The sequence below is a fragment of the Nocardia sp. NPDC060255 genome (assembly GCF_042727395.1).
In the GTDB taxonomy this organism is placed as follows: Bacteria; Actinomycetota; Actinomycetes; order Mycobacteriales; family Mycobacteriaceae; genus Nocardia.
In genome coordinates this window covers 46,902-66,972 of record NZ_JBHXAU010000016.1, presented here as the reverse complement: position 1 = coordinate 66,972, position 20,071 = coordinate 46,902, and the positions used below count along the sequence as shown (strand labels likewise).

General features: G+C 66.9%; 16 protein-coding genes. 13 read left to right on the top strand and 3 right to left on the bottom strand.

Going from position 1 to position 20,071, the window contains the following annotated elements:
• The first annotated feature begins 1 nt into the window (after position 1).
• Entirely contained in the window at positions 2-4,075 is a 4,074-nt protein-coding gene (gene eccCa / locus ACFWF1_RS26965) for a type VII secretion protein EccCa (protein WP_379286804.1), read from the top strand.
• Positions 4,076-4,077: 2 nt separating this feature from the next.
• Here eccCa and ACFWF1_RS26960 read toward each other — a convergent pair whose 3' ends face one another.
• The gene (locus ACFWF1_RS26960; protein ID WP_379286805.1) at positions 4,078-4,686 is read right to left on the bottom strand and encodes a GNAT family N-acetyltransferase; all 609 of its coding nucleotides are present in this window, start codon (positions 4,684-4,686) and stop codon (positions 4,078-4,080) included.
• The gene (locus ACFWF1_RS26955; protein WP_379286806.1) at positions 4,683-5,492 is read right to left on the bottom strand and encodes a GntR family transcriptional regulator; all 810 of its coding nucleotides are present in this window, start codon (positions 5,490-5,492) and stop codon (positions 4,683-4,685) included. The genes ACFWF1_RS26960 and ACFWF1_RS26955 overlap by 4 nt, the downstream gene beginning before the upstream one ends.
• Before the next feature lie 170 nt (positions 5,493-5,662).
• Between ACFWF1_RS26955 and ACFWF1_RS26950 the strand changes: the two genes are divergently transcribed.
• Positions 5,663-6,163 carry a DUF4254 domain-containing protein gene (locus ACFWF1_RS26950; RefSeq protein WP_379286808.1) on the top strand — a complete coding sequence of 167 codons (501 nt, stop codon included), beginning with the start codon at positions 5,663-5,665 and terminating at the stop codon, positions 6,161-6,163.
• A 1,753-nt stretch (positions 6,164-7,916) separates the two neighbouring features.
• On the opposite strand, the gene ACFWF1_RS26945 is transcribed toward ACFWF1_RS26950, so the two are convergent.
• Positions 7,917-11,075, bottom strand: coding sequence for an AAA family ATPase (locus tag ACFWF1_RS26945; RefSeq protein WP_379322224.1), 3,159 nt, complete (start codon positions 11,073-11,075; stop codon positions 7,917-7,919).
• A 767-nt stretch (positions 11,076-11,842) separates the two neighbouring features.
• Between ACFWF1_RS26945 and infA the strand changes: the two genes are divergently transcribed.
• From infA to ACFWF1_RS26890, 11 genes are all read left to right on the top strand, one after another.
• Positions 11,843-12,064, top strand: a complete 222-nt coding sequence (gene infA, locus ACFWF1_RS26940; RefSeq protein ID WP_003418601.1) for a translation initiation factor IF-1 — start codon at positions 11,843-11,845, stop codon at positions 12,062-12,064.
• A gap of 256 nt (positions 12,065-12,320) precedes the next feature.
• Complete coding sequence (gene rpmJ / locus ACFWF1_RS26935; RefSeq protein WP_011207363.1) at positions 12,321-12,434, top strand: 50S ribosomal protein L36; 114 nt, start codon at positions 12,321-12,323, stop codon at positions 12,432-12,434.
• A gap of 218 nt (positions 12,435-12,652) precedes the next feature.
• Positions 12,653-13,027 carry a 30S ribosomal protein S13 gene (gene rpsM, locus ACFWF1_RS26930; RefSeq protein ID WP_379286811.1) on the top strand — a complete coding sequence of 125 codons (375 nt, stop codon included), beginning with the start codon at positions 12,653-12,655 and terminating at the stop codon, positions 13,025-13,027.
• A gap of 10 nt (positions 13,028-13,037) precedes the next feature.
• Positions 13,038-13,451, top strand: coding sequence for a 30S ribosomal protein S11 (rpsK, locus tag ACFWF1_RS26925; protein WP_040731638.1), 414 nt, complete (start codon positions 13,038-13,040; stop codon positions 13,449-13,451).
• A gap of 22 nt (positions 13,452-13,473) precedes the next feature.
• A complete protein-coding gene (rpsD, locus tag ACFWF1_RS26920; protein ID WP_357386299.1) occupies positions 13,474-14,079 on the top strand; it encodes a 30S ribosomal protein S4 in 606 nt (201 codons plus the stop codon).
• A gap of 102 nt (positions 14,080-14,181) precedes the next feature.
• On the top strand, positions 14,182-15,240 hold the full coding sequence (locus tag ACFWF1_RS26915; RefSeq protein ID WP_014981770.1) for a DNA-directed RNA polymerase subunit alpha: 1,059 nt from the start codon (positions 14,182-14,184) through the stop codon (positions 15,238-15,240).
• Positions 15,241-15,289: 49 nt separating this feature from the next.
• Positions 15,290-15,826 (top strand): 50S ribosomal protein L17, encoded by a 537-nt coding sequence (gene rplQ, locus ACFWF1_RS26910; RefSeq protein WP_357386302.1) that lies wholly within the window; start codon positions 15,290-15,292, stop codon positions 15,824-15,826.
• A 96-nt stretch (positions 15,827-15,922) separates the two neighbouring features.
• Positions 15,923-16,810: a tRNA pseudouridine(38-40) synthase TruA gene (gene truA, locus ACFWF1_RS26905; RefSeq protein ID WP_379286890.1), complete on the top strand. Its 888-nt coding sequence runs from the start codon at positions 15,923-15,925 to the stop codon at positions 16,808-16,810.
• A 63-nt stretch (positions 16,811-16,873) separates the two neighbouring features.
• Positions 16,874-17,704, top strand: a complete 831-nt coding sequence (locus ACFWF1_RS26900; RefSeq protein WP_379286813.1) for an LLM class F420-dependent oxidoreductase — start codon at positions 16,874-16,876, stop codon at positions 17,702-17,704.
• A gap of 208 nt (positions 17,705-17,912) precedes the next feature.
• Positions 17,913-19,361, top strand: a complete 1,449-nt coding sequence (locus ACFWF1_RS26895; protein ID WP_379286815.1) for an MFS transporter — start codon at positions 17,913-17,915, stop codon at positions 19,359-19,361.
• 50 nt (positions 19,362-19,411) lie between these two features.
• Positions 19,412-20,071: a response regulator transcription factor gene (locus tag ACFWF1_RS26890; protein ID WP_379286892.1), complete on the top strand. Its 660-nt coding sequence runs from the start codon at positions 19,412-19,414 to the stop codon at positions 20,069-20,071.

Sequence of the window (20,071 nt, the reverse complement as noted above, 5' to 3'; positions counted from 1 at the left end):
CATGGCTACCGAAGGTTTCGTACGACGCCCCCGGATAGCGCCGCCACGGGCACCCGGTGGTGAGGTGGCGCTGACCCCGCCACCGGAGATTTCGCGCGCGCTGCCCGCCCCCATGATGATGAAGCTGATGCCGATCGTCATGGTGGTCGCGGTGGTCGGCATGATCGCGATGATGGCCATGATGGGTCGCAACCTGCTGGCCAACCCGCTGTCCATGATGTTCCCGATGATGATGCTGATGTCGATGGTCGGCATGATGGCCGGCTTCCGCGGCGGCACGGGCAAGCGGGCGGTCGAGCTCAACGAGGAACGCAAGGACTACTTCCGCTACCTGGATCAGATCCGTAAGGACGTGCGGCGCACCGGCAACAAGCAGCTGGAGACCCTGGCCTGGAGCCATCCGGATCCGGCCGACCTGCCGTCGCTGATCGGCACCAGGCGGATGTGGGAGCGCAGGCCCAACGATCCCGACTTCGGGCACGTCCGGGTCGGCATGGGCAGCCACCGGCTGGCCACCAAGCTGGCCCGGCCGGAAACCGGTCCGCTGGAGGATCTGGAGCCGGTCTCCACCGTCGCGCTGCGCCGGTTCGTGCGCACCCACTCGGTGGTGCACAGCCTGCCGACCGCGGTGTCGATGCGCGCCTTCCCGGCGATCAACATCAGCGGCACGCCCGAGGACGCGCGCATGCTGACCCGCTCCATGCTGATGGAACTCGTCACCTTCCACGGACCCGACCATCTCGCGGTCGCCATCGTCTGCGCGGACCCGGACGGGCCGTGGGCGTGGGCGAAATGGCTTCCGCACCTGCAACATCCGACCCTGCGCGATGGCATGGGCTCGGCCCGCATGATGTACACCTCGCTCGGCGAGCTGGAGACCGCGCTGTCGGCCGAGCTGATGGAGCGGGGCCGCTTCATGCGCAACCCGCAGCCCACCCAGGGGCGGTTGCACCTGGTGGTGATCATCGACGACGGATACGTCAACGGCAACGAACGGCTGATCAGCGAATCCGGACTGGACTCGGTGACCGTGCTCGACCTCACCGCCCCGGAGGGCGGGCTGGCGGCCCGGCGCGGGCTGCAGTTGGTCGCCGCCGACCGCGACGTGTCGGCCCGCAGCGCGGCGGGCGTGGAGAAGTTCGCCACCGCCGACGTGGTGAGTTGGGCTGAGGCCGAGGCCTTTTCGCGGACGTTGTCGCGCTACCGGCTGGCCACCGCGGCCCAGATCGTCAGCCTCGGCGAGGGCTCGACGGCCGATCCGGGGCTGATGGCCCTGCTGAAGATCCCGGATGCGGCGCAGATCGACCCGGCCCGGGTCTGGCGGCCGCGCACGGCGCGGGAACGGCTGCGCGTGCCGATCGGCATCACCCCGGACGGCACCCCGGTGGAGATCGACATCAAGGAGTCGGCCGAGAACGGCATGGGCCCGCACGGCCTGTGCATCGGCGCGACCGGTTCCGGTAAGTCGGAATTCCTTCGCACCCTGGTGCTTTCGCTGGTCACCACGCACTCGCCGGACGCGCTGAACCTGGTGCTCGTCGACTTCAAGGGTGGCGCGACCTTCCTCGGCCTGGATTCACTGCCGCACGTCGCCGCGGTGATCACCAACCTGGAAGAGGAACTGTCGCTGGTAGACCGCATGAAGGACGCGCTCGCCGGTGAGATGAACCGGCGGCAGGAACTGCTGCGGGCCTCGGGCAACTACGCCAACGTCACCGACTACGAGAAGGCAAGGGCCGCAGGCGTTCCGCTCGATCCGCTGCCCGCGCTGTTCGTCGTGGTCGACGAGTTCTCCGAACTGCTGTCGCAGAAGCCGGATTTCGCCGAGTTGTTCGTGATGATCGGCCGACTCGGCCGCTCGCTGCATGTACACCTGCTGCTCGCCTCGCAGCGCCTGGAGGAGAACAAACTTCGCGGCCTCGAGTCGCATCTGTCCTACCGCATCGGCCTGCGCACCTTCTCGGCCAACGAGTCGCGCGCGGTGCTCGGCATCACCGACGCCTACCACCTGCCGAGCGTGCCCGGCGCCGGATATCTGAAGAGCGACGCCTCGGATCCGTTGCGGTTCAACGCAAGCTACGTGTCGGGCCCGTATGTCGCGCCCGTCGGCACGGTGACCGGCGAGGACGGCGCCCCGGTTGGCGGCCAGCGGCTCGCGGTGTTCACCGCGGGGCCGGTGGAGATGCCGGAACCGGTCGAGACCGACTCCGCGCTGGATCTGCCACCGTCACCGATGAACCCGATGCTCGAACTCCCACCGCCACCGTCGGCCTTCGCCGCGCCCGGCTCGGAGGAGGGCATTCCGGACTCGCTGCTCGACACCGTCGTCAAGCGACTGACCGGACACGGCCGCCCGGCGCACGAGGTGTGGCTGCCGCCGCTCGACGAATCCCCGACGGTGGATATGCTGCTGCCCGACCCGGATTGGCGCTCGCCGGTCAACCGGCACGGCCAGCTGTGGATGCCGATCGGCGTCATCGACAAGCCGTACGAGCAGCGCCGTGACGTGCTCACCATCAGTCTCGGTGGCGCACAAGGCAATGTGGCGGTCGTCGGTGGTCCGCAGTCCGGTAAATCGACCACCCTGCGCACCATCATCATGGCCGCCGCCGCCACCCACACCCCGCAGCACGTGCAGTTCTACTGCCTCGACTTCGGTGGCGGCTCGATGGCGGGCCTGGTCGGGCTGCCGCACGTCGGCTCGGTGGCCGGTCGCCTCGACAGCGACCGGGTGCGCCGCACCATCGCCGAGCTCACCTCACTGATGCGCCAGCGCGAGGAACGCTTCGCCGAGCTCGGTATCGAGTCGATGGCCGAATTCCGGCGGCGCAAGTTCGCCGCCGCGGCGCACGTGCCCGACGGCGCGGCATCGGCCGGAAATCCGTTGGCCGACGACCGATTCGGTGACGTGTTCCTGGTGATCGACGGCTGGGCCGCGATCCGCGAAGAGTTCGACGTGCTGGAGGCGCAGATCACCGCCATTGCGGCACAAGGCTTGTCGTACGGCATCCACCTCATCATCGGTGCGTCCCGGTGGGCCGAGATCCGGCCCGCGATCAAGGATCAGATCGGCACCAGGCTGGAGCTGCGCCTCGGCGACCCGTCGGACTCGGAGATGGGGCGGCGCACCGCCGTTCAGGTTCCGGTCGGCCGCCCGGGCCGTGGTCTCACCCCGGAACAGCTGCACATGCTCATCGCCCTGCCGCGACTGGACTCCGACTCCGATCCGAGCTCGCTGGCCGACGGTGTCACCCGGGCGCGGCAGGAACTCGCGGAGCTGCACGCGGGCCGGCGCGCGCCGGAGGTGCGGATGCTGCCGGGGCAGCTCGACCGCGACGGGCTGCTTGCCGCCGCGCGGGAGCAGGGCATCGAGCTCGGCCCCACCAAGGTGGTCGTCGGTCTCGGCGAATCCGAATTGCAGCCGCTGGTACTGGATTTCAGTACCGAACCGCATTTCATGGCCTTCGCCGACGTCGAATCCGGCAAGACGACGCTGCTGCGCAACATCGTGATGGGCGTGGTGGAGAATTCCACCGCGGACGAGGCGAAGATCATCATGATCGACTACCGCAGGACCATGCTCGGCGTGGTCGAGGGCGAGCAACTCGCCGGGTATTCCACCTCGTCGCAGACCTGCGGGCCGATGATCCAAGAGGTCGCGCAGTACCTGTCCCAGCGGATCCCGGACTCCGATATCACCCCGCAGCAGCTGCGCGACCGCAGTTGGTGGGAGGGCCCGGAGATCTACATCGTGGTCGACGACTACGACATGGTGGCCGCCAGCAGCAATCCCTTCACCCCGCTGATCGAATACCTGCCGCAGGCCCGCGATATCGGCATGCATTTCGTGGTTACTCGGCGCATGGGTGGCGTCTCGCGCGCCCTCTATGACCCGATCATCGGCGGCATGAAGAACCTGTCGGTGGAGACGCTGATCATGAGCGGTTCCCGGGACGAGGGCAAGATCATCGGCGAGATCCGCCCGAGCAAGCTCCCGCCCGGCCGCGGCACGCTGGCCTCGCGCAGCAGGGCAGAGGAGATGGTGCAGATCGCCTACCTTCCGCCGACCGTCTAGGCTCAGTTATTGGCTTGGACTGCACCGAGTTTGGGTGTGCTGCCCGCGATGCGGATGGCTGGGATGGTGACGGGTGTGTCGAAATCCCAACTGTCGGTGCGTCGTTCGAAGAGTGCACGGGAGGGCCCGGTCGCGATCGGGCCCGCGATGCGGGCGAACTGGAAGCCCTCCCTGCGGTAGTAGTCATGCAGTTCGGTGTTGGTGGTCCACGCGTCGAGGCGAACCCAGTCGCGTTCCTGTTGGCGCGCAAGCATTCCCGCGTGGGCGAGCAGGTGGTGGCCGATCCGGTAGCCGGCGAATCGCAGGTCGACGATCATGTAGTGGACGACGACCGCGTCGGATAGTTCCCACGGTGACCACAGCCCCGGGTCGGCGTGGCGATCGACAGTGATGGTGCCCGCGGGTTCGTCGGCTACCTCCGCGATCCAGGTCTCGCCCGCGTCCAACGACCGGCCGACCGCCCGCGCGAAGATCTCGATCGGTTTTCCGCGGCCCGCGACCGTCCATTGATCGGAGCCGCGCGCGGTCAGCCACGCGGTGCGTTGCAGTCGTAGTCGGCAGATGAAGCCCAGATCGCCAATTGTGGCCTGGCGGAACGCGATATTACTCATGCTGACGGCACACCTGGCTCATACGGCACGCCGAGCGTGCGTCCGATAACACCGAGACCCTCGGCATCGCCGAGTTGGTAGGCGAGCCGGTTGCTCGCGGCGATGGAACGATGGCGAGTCGCCCTGGTGACTCGCTCGTGATTGGCGCCGATCCGCAGGTGATCGAGCAGGATCGTGCCCGCCGCCACGCCGAGCACGGTGGCCTCTTCCGCGGAGGCGGGCCGTGCGGTCAACGTGTCGCGGTGCGCGGTCTCCGCGTGGCCGCGATCGGCCAACCGCCGGGTGGTGCCCTCCGGAATGTCGTGCGGGGAGTCGATTCCGGTGGCCTCGGCCAAGTCTCGGGGATAGAAGCTGACCTCCCAGGACCACGGCTCGTTATCGAGGAACTGGACGACCGTCCTGGCCAGCACCCAGGAGTCCTCCGGCACGCCGAGCCATAACGCTACTGCGGGACCGGCCGGCTCCATCTTCGCGCTGAACTCCTTGGACGGTATCCGGTGTGCGGCGCGCGCGATCTCCTCGAAGATATCGTGCGGCGATTTCGGCCGGTCCTGTCGAATATGGTCGGTGACAACCGATTCCAGGACCTCCTGGTTTCGCACGATGGTGCCGCGGGAAGTCGCTGTGTAGACAAGATTTTCGGTGACCAGCACCTGAATCGCATTGCGAGCGGTCGTAAGCGAGACCTGCATGTGCTCGGCCAGCTCCGTGTGGCTGGGCAACCGATCACCCGGTTTCCACTTGCCTGCGCGGATCTCCTCGCGGAGGAGGTCTGCGATCCGGTGATACGTCGGACCGTCCGCCATCTTGCTCCTCGGTTGGTCGTGCAGGTAACGAAGTGTACTCTTCGTGACTTCCTACGGCCCGGTAACGCTTGACAGGTGCCTTCAGAGGTTTATTGTAATGAACGTCCTGATCCGGTGTTGTGCGGCGATGACGGCGAGGCAACGTGGCAGGTTCGGATACAACAGTCGTAATGGCTCTTCCCGGCACACTGCGGTGTACCGATTCGGTGGTGCAGTCCCACGCTCCTGGACTGCTTCCCACCTCGGATCTACTTGTTCGGGCGTGCCGTGGGCACCGCGTGGTCGGTGGTCCGCTGCTCTGGTTCGCCCGCGATCTCGCGGTGCTGCACGAGCGGCGACTGGTCGGCCGCGGCGGTTCGGTGGACACCGACCCGCTGGTCGTCCTCGAAATCGAGCGCCGCAGAGTCGAATTGGTCATGGCCATCGACGACTGGGTCGCCCGCAGCGTGCCCCAGCACCGACTCGGCGCCACCCTGCACACCGAAACTGTCGGCGCGGTCATCGACCGCCTCGCCGAATCCTCGGTCCGCGCCCACCACGCCCTGATGACCCTCGACGCACACGACGAAAGACTGCACGGCGCATGGCATCACCTCGCCGAACTCGCCGACGCCTACGACGACCTCGTCCGAGACATCCTCGCAGGCAGACGCCGCCTGCCCGAGTGGTAACCCCAACCCCGTAGCCCCCCAACCCCTTCCGTCGTCCCCCTCGACGGGTGCGAGGTTGAGTCTCACAGAGCGTCCATACCCCTCACAGCGTTTATAGTCCCTGTGAGGGGTATGGACGCTCTGTGGGTTCAGCTCAAAACCGCCTGGAGCGTTGGCTTTTCGGGTCTTGAGTCGGGACCACAGCCAGTCTTCACGCTGGAACACAAGCGTTGCCCATCACAAGCCGCGGAAGAGCAGGCCGGGTACCCACCTGACGCGCCCAGCACTACTCCGGTCATCTGATGAACCAGTCGAAAACCTTTGAGCCAGCACACCACCGGAGTTCTCTGTGCGTATACCAACCCGGACCAGTACACAAACAGACCCTCGGAAAGGTGGACTTATCCGGGCAAGTGCTGCTTAGGGACTCCAGGCGATGACCTGTCCAGTGAGCTGAAGACCTGATCCCATGTTTTCTTGTGAGTAGTGCTGGGCACGTCAGGTGGGGTACCCGACTTTAGGTGCGCGTCAGGTGCGCGATGTCACGTTTCCGAGGTGGTCACCTGGCTGTGGTTGCGTCACAAGCGCTTTGGATAAGAGCGGGTTGGCCGGCGGCGGTTTCGGTGCGCGATCAACCCCGTCAGGTGCCCCCCGCCCCGGTATCCCCAGGATCTGCACCCTCACTCGGGATGTGCACTCGGAATAGGGCCCTAATGCCAGTGCAGGTCCCGAGTGAGAGTGCGGATTCCGTTGCCCGCGTGGTGAGTGCGGGGGGCGCGCCGGGTGCGCGTTCTCTGCACGGGGTGCGCGAGTGCGGGTGATCAATCAGCCTGCGAAGGGGGCTCTCCGGCCGGTATGCCCAGGATCTGCACCCTCACTCGGGATGTGCACTGGGAATAGGGCCCTAATGCCAGTGCAGGTCCCGAGTGAGAGTGCGGATTCCGTTGCACGCGTGGTGAGTGCGGGGGTCGCGCCGGGTGCGTATTCTCTGCACGGGGTGCGCGACTTCGGGTGATCAATCAGCCTGCGACGGGGGCTCTCCGGCCGGTATGCCCAGGATCTGCACCCACACTCGGGATCGGCACTCGGAATAGGGCCCTAAAGCCGGTGCAGGTCCCGAGAGGGTGCGCAGATTCTGTTGTCGGCGTGGTGAGTGCGGGGGGTGCACCGTGTTTGTGTGCGGTGCGCCGTTTTCCGCACGGGGTGCGCGAGTGCGGGTGATCAATCAGCCTGTGACGGGGGCTCTCGGGCCGGTATGCCCGGGATCTGCACTCTGTCTCGGGATCGGCACTGGGAATAGGGCCCTAAAGCCGGTGCAGGTCCCGAGAGAGTGCGCAGATTCTGGGTTCGGCGTGGTGGGGTGGGGGTGCCGGGCACTCGTGACGGGGTGCTGTACCCGGTTTCACCGGCGATTCGCACCCGCTCTCGGAATCGGCCCGGCAGTAGGGCGAATCGGCCCGGCAGTAGGGGCTGATCCGGGTGCGTGGTTCCGACACGGAGTGTCGATTCCGCTGTCCGCGTGGGTAATTGGAAGGTGCTCACCCTTTGTCTAATCCTCTCACCCGGTATAGCGGGTGTGCAGGTTAGACAGGGGGTGAGCGGTTCAGTGTAGGTCGTGCTGTGCCGGGCTTCGCCATAGATCCGCACTCTTACTCGGGATCGGCACTCGGAATAGGGGCCTAGAGTCGGTGCGGATCCTGAGAGGGAGTGCAGATCTTTGGAAGTGTGGTGTGGGTGGGGTCGGTGTCACGTGACGGTGTGACATGGGGGTGTTTCAGGGTTGGTAGCGGCGGTGGTCGGTGGCGAAATCGTCGGCGATGGTGGCGGCGAGTTCGACGTAGGCGCGCTTGGTTTGTTTGTGGAGGCGGTGTAGGTCGATTTCGGCGCCTTCGGACATGTGGGCGTCGAAGGGGATGATGTGTACGGCGCGGCAGCGGGAGAGGAAGTACTCGCGTAGTTGCTGGATGCCGACATTCGGTGAACCGGCGCGCGGGGAGTTGATCACGACCACTGCGTTGCGGACCAGGTGGTCGTGGCCGTGGAGGGACAGCCAGTCCAAAGTTGCTGCGGCGCTGCGGGCTCCGTCGATCGCGGGGGAGGAGATCAGGACCAGGGAGTGGGCCAGATCTAGGACGCCCGACATCGCTGAGTGCATTAGGCCGGTGCCGCAGTCGGTGAGGATGATGTTGTAGAAGCGTTGCAGGATGCGCGCGACCGCGCGGTACTCCTCCTCGCTGAAGGCCTCCGACGCTGCCGGATCGCGTTCGCTGGCAAGCACTTCCAGTCGGCTGGTGGCCTGGGAGGTGTGCCTGCGGACATCCGAGTAGCGCTGGATCGACGGGTCGAGTAGCAGGTCGCGCACAGTGGACCTGGTTTGCAGCGGAACCCGTTGTGACAGTGTGCCGAAGTCGGGGTTGGCGTCCACCGCGATCACTCGGTCGCCGCGGATGGACGCGAAGATCGACCCGATACCCATTGTCGTGGTGGTCTTTCCGACGCCACCCTTCAGTGACAGCGTCGCGATCCGATAGTCGCCGCGGACCGGTTGCCTGATCCGTGCGACCAGTTCCTGCAGGCGCATCTCTTCCGCGGACAGGCCCGGATTGAGCGCGCCACCCGACACGTGATGCACGGCTTTCCGCCAGCCACTGCCCGGCGACTTCTTGGCCCGCCGCATCGGCACGTCATCCAATGACGGCGGCGGCCCGGACTGATACTGCACACCCGGTTGGTACTGCCCACCGGGCGGGATCTGCCCTGGCGGGCGACCCCACTGTCCCGGCGGCGCAGACGGTGTGCCCGGCGCTTGCCCGCCCATCTGCGGCCCGGCGAATCCGCCGGGCGCCCGTGTCTGCGTCTGGGGCTGCTGCGGCCCGGTCTGCTGCGGTCCGAGCTGCTCGCCGCCCGGTGCTTGTCCGCCCGCCAATGGTGGTGTCCGGCCGGCGGTTTCGCCGGTCGGTGCCGAGGTTGCCTGGTTGCGCCACGGCTCGCCGGGTGCTTGCGGGCCGCGTTGTTCGCTGCTCGGTGCTTGTCCGCTTACGAAAGGTGGTGTCTGACCGGTGGTTCCGTCGGTCGGTGCGGGTGCTGCTTGGTTGTGCCAGGGTTCGCCGGGTGCCTGCGGGCCGCGCTGTTCGTTACCCGGTGCTTGTCCACCGACGAAAGGTGGTGTCTGACCGGTGGTTTCGCCGGTCGGTGCCGAGGTTGCCTGGTTGCGCCAGGGTTCGCCGGGTGTCTGCGGGCCGGGTCGTTCACTGCCCGAAGCTTGTCCACCGACGGAGGACGGTGTCGGCGTGACGATTTCGTCTGCCCACACCGGGGCCGCCGCGTTGCGCCATGGCTCGGCCGGTGTGGGAGGGCCTGGCTGTTCGCTGCCCGGTGCCTGGGATGGGTAGCCGGACGGGCCGCCCGGGGAATGCGGACCGGCCGGTGGTTGTGCGAGGTCGTTCGGCTGCGGTGCTTGTGGACCGGGCTGGTCGACTGCTCCCGGCTGTCCCTCGATCTCGGAGGGCAGGCGGTGCCGACCACTGCTCGTTGTCCGAGACGTTCCGGCGTTGGACGAGGGCACCCAATCGGGTGCCTGCCGACCGGAGTCACGTTGCGGCGGACCGGATTCGGTGCTGCTCGGTGCCGATTGTCCGGTCAGCCAGGCGGGCGGTTGCGACGCTGCCGTGCCGTTCGGGGCTTGCTCGGCGGCCGGGCGATCAGGCTGCGGCCGCCCGTGTGGGCCGGTGTCGCCGCCGGGCGCCTGCGGTCCGCGCTTCGGGCCCGACGGTGTCGAGCTCGCGGCGGGTGCTCGGCTCGGGAGTTCCTGATTTGGCGGTGTGCCGAGAGGCGTCGTCGCAGCGCGCTCGGTGCCCGGCTGTGCGCGATCCGGTGCGTGCTGCGTGCGGCTTCCGGTGACAGACTCCGGAGTTGTTGTCGCGCTTGGTCGCTCGGCGGGCAGCACGCCGTCGCCGGGGGCACGGCTGGGCTCCTGAGCTGCTGGAGGCGTTGCGGGGCCTGGTCGTTGGGTGGCTGCGGTGTCGTGCGACGACTGCGGTTCCCGCCCCGGGGTAGGGGGCTCTTGTCCGCGCTGCGGTGGACCGGCCACGCCACGCGCCGGTCCCTGCTCGGCGGGCGGCGCTGTCGACCGGCCGACCGGCGGATTGCCCTGCGACGGTGGGGGATCGGGCAGTGGTGGACGGCGTGACGGTGCGACCGGACCGGGCGCCGGCTGCTCGGGCCGCGGTCCGGCCAACCACGGCGGCGGGCCACTGGACTCGGGCGGTGCGGAACGCTCGGCGGGTGCTTGCGACACACCGGTCGATGCCTGCGGTGACTCGGCCGTCGGCGCCTGCTGCGGAGGATCCGGAAGTGGCGGTGGCGGAGGCAGATCGGGCCGGGCCGGCTGGTGCCGGGTGGTCAGGTCGTCCGATGCGGGCGGCTCGGGCGCGGTACGCCTGCCGAGCGGCTGGAAGGCCGGCGGCGGCGGGCCAGGGTTGCGGGTGGGCAGACCCTGCGCGGGTGCAGCAGTGCGCTGCTGCGGTGCTTCGGTGCGCTGTTGAGGTGCTTCGGTGGGCGGTGTTTCGGAGCGCGATGCGTCCGTCCGCGGCGGTCCGGCCTGCCACGGGTCATCCTGACGCGGCTGAACGTACGCGTTCAAACCCGGCTGCCGCCACGGGTCGTCGCGCGGTGACTCGGGCTGCGGTGCCGGTTCCGGCGCACGTCCGTGCGGTGCGGGCGGCTGCTGTTCCTCGGCGGGCTGCTCGTTGTTCTTGTCGCGCCCCCAGCGTCGACCACGCTTCTCTTGACGCCCGCGTCTGCGGCTAGGTCCCTCTTCGATCAAATCGTCGGAGGGTAGATTCTGTACCGGCGCTTCGTAGCCGACCTGCGTGACGTCGCTCTCGGACAGCCACGGCGGCAACATGGGGAGGCCGTCATTATTACGGCTCACAACTCCACCTCGCTAACGCTCGGCTCCGTTGTACCCGTGGGCGCTGTATTGATGGCTCGCGCGCTGCGCTCACTCACGACTCCACCCCGCTAGCGCTCGGCTCCGTTGTGCCCACGGGCGCTGTATTGATGGCTCGCGCGTGCACTCACTCACGACTCCACCTCGCTAACGCTCGGCTCCGTTGTGCCCACGGGCGCTGTGTCGATGGCCCGCGCGCTGCGCTCACTCACAACTCCACCCGCTAACGCTCGGCTCCGTTGTGCCCGTGGGCGCTGTATTGATGGTTCGCTGGCTGCGCTCACTCACAACTCCACCTCGCCAGCGCTCGGCTCCGTTGTACCCGCGGGCGCTGCGTCGATGGCTCGCTCACTCGCAGCCGCCACCTCGCTAGCGCTCAGCTCCGCCATGGCCATGGGCGCTGCGTACGGGGCTCGCTCGCTGCGCTCGCTCACGGGGTCCCCCTCGATCTGCTCGACCCTTTACCTGGACAGCGGTCAGTTTACGCGACGTCCGGACACGGCAGCAGGGCAGGAGGCCAGGGGCTCACAGGCCCCGATTTCGTACTCTGATCGGGGCGAAAAGAGTACCGGCGGGTGGTGCTGGCGCAGGCCATTTTTGCCGGAACCATCCGGTACCGGTAAGCTGGAGCGGCGGTGCACCTATGCGCCGACTGTTTGTGTGTCTACCGGTCACTTCGACCGACAGATCCATGTAAGCAGAAACAAGCCAAACAAACCAGGTTGAGCGTAACCGGGATCGCGGAGGACATGGCGAAGAAAGACGGGGCCATCGAGGTCGAGGGTCGAGTTGTCGAGCCGCTGCCCAATGCGATGTTCCGGATCGAGCTCGAGAACGGTCACAAGGTTCTCGCGCACATCAGCGGGAAGATGCGGCAGCACTACATTCGTATCCTCCCCGAGGACCGCGTGGTCGTCGAGCTGTCGCCCTACGACTTGTCGCGCGGCCGGATCGTCTACCGCTACAAGTGAATCGAGTGGGCGACCGCTGCTCGCGGAGAGCGCTCGCCTGAAGTCGATCCACTTGGTGTTTTGTGGGGGTGCAACCCCCACAACCCGCCCGGCGGGCTTCGCCCCCGGACCCCCGGAGGGGGCTCGGTAAGGTGGGATCCTCGCCGACAAGGTGAGACTGTCGCTCGACAGAGCGACACAACAGACTTCCCCAGCCAGTTGGGCTGGGGAAAAACTGTGTTCACACCCGTGTGAACCACAAGAAGATTGGACGGACGTGAAGGTTCAGCCGAGCGTCAAGAAGATCTGCGAGAAGTGCAAGGTGATCCGCCGTCACGGTCGGGTCATGGTGATCTGCGACAACCTGCGCCACAAGCAGCGCCAGGGCTGATCAAGCGGGGTTCGCGCCCCGTCGATCACCAGCCGGGCACCGATCACTGATCGGCTTGGCCAAATAAAGAAGAACTCCCAGCTCCAGCCGCACGCTGCGGTATTCCGGGTTCGCTCGGAAGGCGTGTGCGCCAACCACCGGTACGGAGGCCGGTGCCCCAACAAGACGCGGGGACGGACAGGGAGCAGACCTCCGCAACAGTTGAAGGAACCTGCCACATGGCACGTCTCATGGGCGTTGATCTCCCGCGCGAAAAGCGCATGGAGATCGCGTTGACCTACATCTACGGCGTCGGCCGTACCCGCTCCAAGGAGATCCTCGCGGCCACCGGCATCAGCCTGGACCTGCGCAGCAAGGATCTCAGCGACGACCAGGTGACGCAGCTGCGTGACTACATCGAGAGCTCGCCCGAGCTCAAGGTCGAAGGTGACCTGCGCCGCGAGGTGCAGGCCGATATCCGTCGCAAGATCGAGATCGGCTGCTACCAGGGCCTGCGTCACCGTCGTGGCCTGCCCGTGCGTGGTCAGCGCACCAAGACCAACGCGCGCACCCGCAAGGGCCCGAAGCGCACCGTCGCCGGCAAGAAGAAGTAGGGGATAACCGATGCCTCCGAAGTCCAGGGCCTCCGGCCCCAAGAAGACCCAGAAGTCGCGTCGCCGGGAAAAGAAGAACGTCCCGCACGGCCACGCGCACATCAAGAGCACGTTCAACAACACCATCGTGTCGATCACCGACCCGGCCGGCAACGTCATCTCGTGGGCGTCCTCGGGCCACGTCGGCTTCAAGGGTTCGCGCAAGTCGACCCCGTTCGCCGCGCAGCTCGCCGCCGAGAACGCTGCCCGCAAGGCGCAGGAGAACGGCGTCAAGAAGGTCGACGTCTTCGTGAAGGGCCCGGGTTCGGGCCGCGAGACCGCGATCCGTTCGCTGCAGGCCGCGGGCCTGGAGGTTGGCACGATCTCCGATGTCACCCCCCAGCCGCACAACGGCTGCCGTCCGCCCAAGCGTCGTCGCGTCTAGCGGGAAAGGAAACAGATAAAAAATGGCTCGTTATACAGGCCCCATCACCCGCAAGTCGCGTCGTCTGCGCGTCGACCTCGTCGGCGGCGACCAGGCGTTCGAGCGTCGCCCCTACCCGCCCGGCCAGCACGGCCGCGCGCGGATCAAGGAGAGCGAGTACCTGCTCCAGCTGCAGGAGAAGCAGAAGGCTCGCTTCTCCTACGGCGTCATGGAGAAGCAGTTCCGCCGGTACTACGAAGAGGCCAACCGCCTCAAGGGCAAGACCGGTGACAACCTGCTTCGCCTGCTCGAGTGCCGTCTGGACAACGTCGTGTACCGCGCCGGTCTGGCCCGTACCCGTCGTCAGGCGCGCCAGCTGGTGTCGCACGGTCACTTCACCGTGAACAACCGGAGCGTCAACGTTCCCAGCTTCCAGGTGACCCAGTACGACATCATCGATGTCAAGGAGAAGTCGCTCAGCACGCTGCCGTTCCAGGTCGCGCGCGAGACCGTCGGCGACCGTCCGGTTCCCGGCTGGCTCCAGGTCATCCCGGGCCGCCTGCGGATCCTGGTGCACCAGCAGCCCGAGCGCGCCCAGATCGATGTGCCGCTCTCGGAACAGCTGATCGTCGAGTACTACTCGAAGTAACACGCTGCTACATGGTGTGTGGTCCATCTAGTCGGTGGACCACACACAACCCCTTAAACGAGGCGTCAAATAGCGGGCGCCCAAACAGGAGGATGATCCTAAATGCTGATTTCACAGCGTCCGACACTGACCGAAGAGGTCGTTGCCGAGAACCGCTCGAAGTTCACCATCGAGCCGCTCGAGCCCGGTTTCGGTTACACCCTGGGCAATTCGCTTCGGCGTACCCTGCTGTCCTCGATTCCGGGGGCCGCGGTCACGAGCATTCGTATCGACGGCGTGCTGCATGAGTTCACCACCGTCCCCGGCGTGAAGGAAGATGTCACCGACATCATCCTGAACCTCAAGGGTCTGGTCGTGTCCTCGGAGGAGGACGAGCCGGTCACGATGTACGTGCGCAAGCAGGGCCCCGGCACCGTCACCGCCGGTGACATCGTGCCGCCGACCGGTGTCGTCGTACACAACCCGGACATGCACATCGCCACCCTGAACGACAAGGGCAAGCTGGAGATCGAGCTCGTGGTCGAGCGCGGTCGCGGCTACGTCCCCGCCGTGCAGAACAAGGCGTCCGGTGCGGAAATCGGCCGGATCCCGGTGGATTCGATCTACTCGCCGGTGCTCAAGGTGACCTACAAGGTCGAGGCCACCCGTGTCGAACAGCGCACCGACTTCGACCGTCTGATCCTGGACGTGGAGACCAAGAACTCCATCAGCGCCCGGGACGCGCTCGCCTCGGCGGGCAAGACCCTGGTCGAGCTCTTCGGCCTGGCCCGTGAGCTCAACGTCGAAGCCGAAGGCATCGAGATCGGCCCTTCGCCGGCCGAGGCGGACCACATCGCCTCGTTCGGTCTGCCGATCGAGGACCTGGACCTCACCGTCCGGTCCTACAACTGCCTCAAGCGCGAGGGTGTGCACACCGTGGGCGAGCTCGTCGCCCGCACCGAGTCGGACCTGCTGGACATCCGCAACTTCGGCCAGAAGTCCATCGACGAGGTCAAGGTCAAGCTGCACGCGCTCGGCCTCTCGCTCAAGGACAGCCCGGCGTCGTTCGATCCTTCGTCTGTGGTGGGTTACGACGCGAGCACCGGAACGTGGAGCGACAGCGGCACGTTCAGTGACACCGACGGTGGCGAGCAGGACTACGCCGAGACCGAACAGCTCTAGGCCGCTGGGGTAGGCACCCCGGCCCGGCCTCACACAAGGAGAACAAACAATGCCCAAGCCCAAGAAGGGTGCTCGCTTCGGCGGGTCGGCGTCGCACCAGAAGGCGATCTTCGCCAATCTGGCGACGGCGCTCTTCGAGCACGGTCGTATTTCGACCACCGAGTCCAAGGCCAAGGCGCTGCGCCCCTACGCCGAGAAGCTTGTCACCAAGGCGAAGGGCGGCACTCTGGCCGACCGTCGCGAGGTGCTCAAGGTGATCCGCAACAAGGACGTCGTGCACGAGCTTTTCGCCACGATCGGCCCCTCGTTCGAGGGTCGCGAGGGCGGCTACACGCGCATCACCAAGACGCTGCCGCGTAAGGGTGACAACGCGCCGATGGCCATCATCGAGCTGGTCCGCGAGAAGACCGTGACCAACGAGGCCGACCGGGCTCGTCGGGTCGCTTCCTCCAAGAAGACCGAAGAGGCCCCGGCCGCTGAGGTTGTCGAGGAGACCGCTGACGAGGCTGTTGCCGAGACCGCTGAGGTCGAGGCGCCTGCTGCCGATGAGGCCGCTGAGGACAAGAAGGACGAAGACAAGGCCTGAGGTCGCGTCCAGTTCTGACACGAGCCCGCCGCCCGCTTATGCGGGTCGGCGGGTTCGTTCGTTGACCAGGAGATCGAAGTGAGCGCGGAGGACTCGATGCTGTCGGCTGCCACGTCGTCGGATTCGGTTGAACCGAAGCAGGATTCGGTAGCGGCCGGGCGTCCGTCGAGCCGCTTTCGGCTCGATATCAGTTACGACGGCACCGATTTCACCGGCTGGGCGCGACAGCCCGGGCTGCGCACCGTGCAGGGCGTGCTGGAGGAATCGCTGAGCAAGGTGTTCCGGGAACCGGTCCAACTGACCGTCGCGGGCCGCACCGATGCCGGGGTGCACGCCGAAGGGCAAGTCGCGCACTTCGATACGGCCGCCGAGGTCGACACCGGCAAGCTGGTGCATCGGATGGCACGCTTCCTGCCGAAAGACGTGCGCATCAAGGAGATTCGTGTCGCCCCGCCCGAATTCGACGCTCGTTTCTCGGCGATTCGCCGTCATTACGTATACCGCCTGACCACCGCCCCCTATGGCGCCGAACCGCTGCTGGCGCGCGGCATTGTCGCCTGCCGCCACGACGTCGATATCGACGCCATGCGCGCGGCGTCGGGAAAGCTGTTGGGCCTGCACAACTTCGCCGCCTTCTGTCGCCGCCGTGAGGGCGCGACCACGGTCCGCGAACTGCAGCGTTTCGACTGGGCCCGGCACGGCGATCTGCTCACCGCCTATGTCAGCGCGGACGCGTTCTGCTGGTCCATGGTGCGCAGCCTGGTCGGCGCCGTGCTGGCGGTGGGCGAGGGCCGCCGCACCCCGGACTGGGTCGGCGGTCTACTGGCCGAAACCGAACGTTCCAGCTCGGTCACCGTCGCTCCCGCGCACGGTCTGAGCCTGGTCGCCGTCGACTATCCCGCCGACGCGGACCTCGCCGCCCGGAACGCGCAGACCAGAGAAGTACGCACGGTGCCGTCCGGCGAAGGTTGTTGCGGCAGCTGAATCACGCACTCCGAGGTTTCGCTGTGCCGGAATAGGAACGTTGGCACGGTGGTTCCGCAAAGCATGACAAACGAGGGTCTCGGACGGTTCGGTGTGTGGCGGGCGTACAACAATTTCACCCCGGAAGACGCGCAGGAGCTGGAGAAATCCGGCTACGGCACGCTATGGCTCGGGTCGTCTCCGCCCGCCGATCTGTCGACTGTCGAGCCGTTGCTCGAGGCAACCGAGACGATCAACGTGGCGACCAGCATCGTCAACATCTGGTCCTCGCCCGCGAAGCAGGCCGCCGAGTCGTTCCACCGGATCGAGGCGCGGTTCCCCGGACGTTTCCTGCTCGGCGTCGGCGCGGGTCACCCCGAGCACACCGGCGAGTACCGCAAGCCCTACGACGCCCTCGTCGAATATCTCGATGAGCTGGACGAATTGGGCGTTCCGGTCGAGCGCCGCGCGGTGGCCGCCCTCGGCCCGCGAGTGCTGAAGCTCGCCGCAGCTCGCTCGGCGGGTCCGCTGCCCTACTTCGTCCCGTCGACGCACACCGCGCAGGCCCGCGCCACCCTCGGCCCGGACGCCTGGATCGCCACCGAGCACAAGGTCGTCCTGACCGACGATGCGCAACAAGCACATTCGCTCGCCGACGGCATCGTCGGCTTCTACCTCGGCCTCACCAACTACGCCTCGAATCTGTCCAGGCTCGGCTTCACCGACGAAGAACTCGCCAACCCCGGCGGTCGCGTCTTCGACGCCGTCATCGCCCACGGCAACGCGGATCAGGTTGTCGCCCAGCTCAATGCGCACCTCGACGCAGGCGGCAACCACGTCGCGATCCAGGTCCTCAACGAGGACTACCTCGCCGTGCTGCGCACGCTGGCACCGCTGCTGAACAGCAACGCCTGAGCGGCGCACGCACCACCATTCGCACCCCGCACCAAGTCGAGACACCTTGTGCGGGGTGCGATCTTGTACCGGCGGTGACCAGGGGAAGTTCGGCGAGCGATCGCCCTAACGGAGTGTTAAGAACGGGCTCGGACAGTTCCCTTGCGCCTGTGACAGCAGACACACTCGATCTCGGCTGACGCGCTGATGCGTCGAAGAAGGAGATCTTGTGACTACGACAAAGCCCGTGAGCGAGCGGCGGGTCGTCGCGAACGTGCTGCGCGGATCCATCGGCAATCTCGTCGAGTGGTACGACTGGTACGTCTACGCCGCGTTCAGCGTCTACTTCGCGAAAACGTTCTTCCCCAAGGATGATCCGACGGCGCAGCTGCTGTCCACCGCCGCCGTTTTCGCCGTCGGCTTCCTGATGCGTCCCATCGGCGGCTGGCTGCTCGGCCGCTACGCCGACAAGTTCGGCCGCCGCTCGGCGCTGACGCTCTCGGTGACGGTGATGGCGGCGGGTTCGCTGCTGATCGCGGTGACCCCCGGTTACCAGACCATCGGCCTCGCCGCGCCCGCGATCCTGCTGATCGCCCGGCTGCTGCAAGGCCTCTCGGTCGGCGGTGAATACGCCACCAGCGCAACGTATCTGTCCGAGGTCGCCTCGTCGGGCAAGCGCGGGTTCTACTCCAGCTTCCAGTACGTCACCTTGGTCGCAGGCCAGCTCGTCGCGCTCGGCGTGCAGATCATCCTGCAGCAGTTCCTGACCACCGCGGAAATGAACAACTGGGGCTGGCGCATCCCGTTCTTCATCGGTGCGGCGGGTGCGCTCATCGTGATGTGGCTGCGGCGCAGCATGGACGAGTCCGAGCAGTTCCGGGCCGCGGCCGCAGACCCGGAGAACCGGGTCTTCATCACCGACGGGATCGCCGAGCACGCCTACCAGTCCGGGAAGGATAAGGCCGCCGCCGCGGCTGCCGCGCAGCGAGGCGAGCCGAAGCCGCCGCCCGCGCGTGGTTCGCTGCGGATGCTGCTGCAGTACCCGCGCGAATGCCTGCTGGTGATGGGTCTGACCCTCGGTGGCACGGTCGCGTTCTACACGTACACGACCTACATGCAGAAGTTCATGATCAACACCTCGGGCATCTCCAAGGGCACCGTCGCCTGGATCAACTTCATCGCCCTGCTCGTGTTCGTGGTGCTGCAGCCGCTGGCCGGCGCGCTGTCCGACCGGATCGGGCGGCGCAAGCTGCTCATCTTCTTCGGCGTCGCAGGCACGCTGCTGACCGTGCCGATCATGACCGTGCTCGCGCACACCACGAACGTGCTCGCCGCGTTCGCGCTGATGATGCTCGCCTTGGTGATCATCACCGGCTACACCTCGATCAACGCCATCGTGAAGGCGGAGCTGTTCCCGACCAAGATCCGCGCGCTCGGCGTCGGCCTGCCCTACGCGCTGACCGTCGCCATCTTCGGCGGCACCGCGGAAACCATCGCCCTCTGGCTGAAGCAGGCGGGCCACGAATCGGTGTACTTCTGGTACGTCGCCGGGTGCATCCTCATCTCGCTGGTCACCTACTTCTTCATGCGGGAGACGTCGGCCTCGTCGACCATCGACACCGAGCAGCCCACCGCCACGGACGCCGAGCCGGGCCGTCCGTTGGCCCAGCATGCGTGACTGACCGCCCGCCACCCGCGCCGATCGACCCGCTGTGGGACGATCGGCGCGTGCGGCTTGCGGTGGTCGAAGATGACGACGGCGTCGGTGACGCGCTGGTCGAGGCGCTGAACGCCCGGGGCTACCGGGCGGAGCGCAAACGGCGCGGCGCGGATCTGCTGATGTCGCACCGTGGCTATGACGCGGTCATTCTCGATCTCGGTCTGCCCGATGCCGACGGGCTGCAGATACTGCGGCAGTTGCGTGAGGTGAGTCAGGTGCCGGTGCTGATCTTGACCGCGCGCAGCGACGAACGGTCGATCGTGCGTGGATTACGCGGCGGGGCCGACGATTACCTGGTGAAGCCGCCGCGGATCGCGGAACTGATGGCCAGGCTGGAGACCGTGACCCGGCGCGCGGCCGCCGCGGCGCAACCGGCGAAGCAGGTGGTGGTCACCGGGGACGTGCGGGTGGATCTGCAGGCGCGGGTGGTCGAGGTGGGCGGCGCGCCGATCACGTTGACGCAGAAGGAATTCGAATTGGTGCAGGCGCTGGTGGAGCGGCCGGGTGCCGCGGTGAGCCGCCAGCAGCTGATGGATCGGATCTGGGGCGACGCGTTCGTCGCGGTCTCGCGATCGTTGGATGTGCACATGACGGGGCTGCGCGCGAAGCTGAATCGGCCGGGGCTGATCACCACGATTCGCGGCTACGGATATCGGTGGGGGCAGTGA

Excerpts from the sequence above, each read along its gene's own strand:
- ACFWF1_RS26900 (WP_379286813.1), top strand. The coding sequence starts at position 16,874 with ATGACAAACGAGGGTCTCGGACGGTTCGGTGTGTGGCGGGCGTACAAC.
- rplQ (WP_357386302.1), top strand. The coding sequence starts at position 15,290 with ATGCCCAAGCCCAAGAAGGGTGCTCGCTTCGGCGGGTCGGCGTCGCAC.
- rpsD (WP_357386299.1), top strand. The coding sequence starts at position 13,474 with ATGGCTCGTTATACAGGCCCCATCACCCGCAAGTCGCGTCGTCTGCGC.
- ACFWF1_RS26955 (WP_379286806.1), bottom strand. The coding sequence starts at position 5,492 with ATGGCGGACGGTCCGACGTATCACCGGATCGCAGACCTCCTCCGCGAG.
- eccCa (WP_379286804.1), top strand. The coding sequence starts at position 2 with ATGGCTACCGAAGGTTTCGTACGACGCCCCCGGATAGCGCCGCCACGG.
- ACFWF1_RS26915 (WP_014981770.1), top strand. The coding sequence starts at position 14,182 with ATGCTGATTTCACAGCGTCCGACACTGACCGAAGAGGTCGTTGCCGAG.
- infA (WP_003418601.1), top strand. The coding sequence starts at position 11,843 with ATGGCGAAGAAAGACGGGGCCATCGAGGTCGAGGGTCGAGTTGTCGAG.
- ACFWF1_RS26960 (WP_379286805.1), bottom strand. The coding sequence starts at position 4,686 with ATGAGTAATATCGCGTTCCGCCAGGCCACAATTGGCGATCTGGGCTTC.
- rpsK (WP_040731638.1), top strand. The coding sequence starts at position 13,038 with ATGCCTCCGAAGTCCAGGGCCTCCGGCCCCAAGAAGACCCAGAAGTCG.
- rpsM (WP_379286811.1), top strand. The coding sequence starts at position 12,653 with ATGGCACGTCTCATGGGCGTTGATCTCCCGCGCGAAAAGCGCATGGAG.
- truA (WP_379286890.1), top strand. The coding sequence starts at position 15,923 with ATGCTGTCGGCTGCCACGTCGTCGGATTCGGTTGAACCGAAGCAGGAT.
- ACFWF1_RS26950 (WP_379286808.1), top strand. The coding sequence starts at position 5,663 with ATGGCTCTTCCCGGCACACTGCGGTGTACCGATTCGGTGGTGCAGTCC.